Here is a 2,253-nt window from a genome sequence, read left to right as displayed (position 1 = left end):
CTCTTTGGGCGCGAAAGCGATCGTCGTCTTCACCCGGTCCGGCCACACGGCCAGGATCGTCTCGAAGTTCCGTCCCGGGGCGCCGGTCCTCGCGTTCACTCCGAAGAGGTCCTCGGCCCGCCGGATGGCGCTCTACCGCGGGGTGGAATCCGCCGTCGCAAAAAGGAGTTCCTCCCCCGAGCGGATGGTGGAAAACGCCGTGAAGGAGATCCGGGCACGGGGCCTCGTCTCCCGGGGGGAGAGTCTCGTCATCGTGTACGGTTCTCCCACGGGGCACTGCGACCAGATGCGCGTGGTCCGTCTTTAGAAAACGATGGAGGGCACATCCCATCGTTCCCCCGCATGTTTCCGCCCGGGGCGTTTTCCGGTACAGTAAGGGGCGTGAACCTTCTCGATATCGTCATCGCCGTCTTGTGCCTCGGACTCGCCGTCCACGGGATCTTCCAGGGGATGGTGCGCCAGCTGTTCTCCTGGGGAGGGCTTATCGCAGGGCACATCGCGGGGGTGAAATTCTACGCGATCGCGCAGGAGCGTCTGCGCCTCGACTTCTCCCACGGCGACATCGTGGCGTACCTTCTGACCTTCCTCGCCGTCTACCTGGCGGTTCGCCTCGTGGGCCTCCTCGTCGAACGGTGGGTGCGAGGATCGGCACTGTCGGGGACCGACCGGCTCGCGGGGATGCTCGCGGGTTTCGGGAAGGGCGTCCTCCTCTCGGTGCTTCTTGTCTTCGTGCTCGTCATCCTGCTCCCCCGGGACACCTCGCTTCTCCGGGAGTCGAAGCTGGCTCCCAATGCGATGGTGGCGGCGAGGTGGATGCAGAAGGTCTTCCCGGAACGGATCCGCGACTCCTTCCGGGAGAAGATCGGCGACTTTGCCACCCCGCCCGGTGGGAAGACGGAAGAGCCCGCGTCCCTTCAGCCGAAGAACCGGTCCAGGAAGTAGTTCCGCAGGCAGAGGGAAAGGTTGGACACGATGTCCCGCTTGGCGTTGGTGAGGTAGATCCGTTTTTTCCAGGAGAAGGTCTCCTTCTCCACCCGCGTCATCTCCCCGTCGGCGATCCCCTCCATGCGAAGCCCCTCCGAGAGAAGCGGCACGAGCTTGTCCTTCATCCGCAGGTGCGTGTCGACCAGCACGATGGCGAAGTCCGGGGAGAGCGTCTTCACCCGTGCAAGAAACGCCGCCATTTCCTTCTGCTCGATGTGCTTGGGCGGAGAGGTCTTTGCCTCCAGGTAAAGGAGTTTCCCGGAGACCAGCGCGAGGATGTCGAAATCCCCCCCGCACGGCAGGCCGGGGATCGTGACCCCCCAGAGGGCGTCCGCGGCGAACTGCCGCCGGAGCGCTTCCGCGACGAACCACTCGAAGGTGTCCCCGAAGTCGGTGACCGCCTCGGCCAGGAAGCGGATCGCTCCGTCTGCTTTGCGCCGGATGAGCCCCAGGCGCTCGACCTGCCGGGCCATCCCGTCCACGGATTCCTGCGAGAAGAAGGATCCCAGGCGTTCCGGCCGGTACCGGTCACGCAGCGCAAGGATATCGCGCAGGAAGAGGCGGAACGAGTAAGAGTGGAGAAGCGCGTATAGGCTCTCCCGGTCCTCCGGGGAGGAGAGGTAGGGGAGGAGCGTCCGGCTCTCCCCGGCGCACTCGGAGATGGCGAGGCCCCGCTGGAGGAGCGCCCGGGCGACCGGCGAGGGTAACGGTTCCGGGGGGCCTCCCCGGCCGCTAACGTCGCCGGATCGCCTTCTGGGAGGTCTTGATGGCACAGAGATCCGCGCACATCGTGCAGGCGGACTCGTCGGCCACCGGCAGGCTCCCCCCCCGCAGCTCGCGCGCCCGCTCGGGGTCGATCGACAGCTCGATCTGGGTTTTCCAATCGAGGTTCCGCCTGGCGTCGGCCATCCGGTTGTCCCGGTCCATCGCGCCCGGGATCTTGCGCGCGATGTCGGCGGCGTGGGCGGCGATGCGGGACGTGATCACCCCAACTTTGACATCCTCGACCGACGGGAGCCGAAGGTGCTCGGACGGCGTCACATAGCATAAGAAATCCGCACCGCTCCAGGCGGCGATTGCCCCTCCGATCGCGGAGGTGATGTGGTCGTACCCGGGGGCGATGTCCGTGACGAGGGGGCCGAGAACGTAGAACGGCGCCCCGTGGCAGAGACGCTTCTGGAGTACCACGTTGGCCGCGATCTGGTCCATCGGCACGTGCCCCGGTCCCTCGATCATCACCTGCACGTCCTTTTCCCAGGCGCGCTCGGT

4 protein-coding genes are annotated in these 2,253 nt (G+C 66.2%); 2 read left to right on the top strand and 2 right to left on the bottom strand.

Translation table 11 applies throughout. The features are described from left to right. Together VJ307_09625 and VJ307_09620 are read left to right on the top strand one after the other, a co-directional pair. Positions 1-307 (top strand): pyruvate kinase alpha/beta domain-containing protein (locus VJ307_09625; protein ID HJX74402.1); only part of this gene is annotated, 307 nt, incomplete at its 5' end. A 74-nt stretch (positions 308-381) separates the two neighbouring features. After that, the gene (locus VJ307_09620) at positions 382-942 is read left to right on the top strand and encodes a CvpA family protein (GenBank protein HJX74401.1); all 561 of its coding nucleotides are present in this window, start codon (positions 382-384) and stop codon (positions 940-942) included. Here VJ307_09620 and VJ307_09615 read toward each other — a convergent pair. Continuing rightward, positions 915-1,757 carry a hypothetical protein gene (locus VJ307_09615; GenBank protein ID HJX74400.1) on the bottom strand — a complete coding sequence of 281 codons (843 nt, stop codon included), beginning with the start codon at positions 1,755-1,757 and terminating at the stop codon, positions 915-917. The two genes, VJ307_09620 and VJ307_09615, sit on opposite strands and share 28 nt — an antisense overlap. Then, the coding region (locus VJ307_09610; GenBank protein ID HJX74399.1) for a phosphomethylpyrimidine synthase ThiC at positions 1,717-2,253 on the bottom strand (537 nt) is incomplete at its 5' end. The genes VJ307_09610 and VJ307_09615, both read right to left, overlap by 41 nt.

It is taken from the genome of Candidatus Deferrimicrobiaceae bacterium, from assembly GCA_035256765.1.
GTDB lineage: Bacteria > Desulfobacterota > Deferrimicrobia > Deferrimicrobiales > Deferrimicrobiaceae > CSP1-8.
The sequence above is the reverse complement of the archived record's forward strand: the minus strand, read 5'-3'. Positions and strand labels throughout refer to the sequence as shown.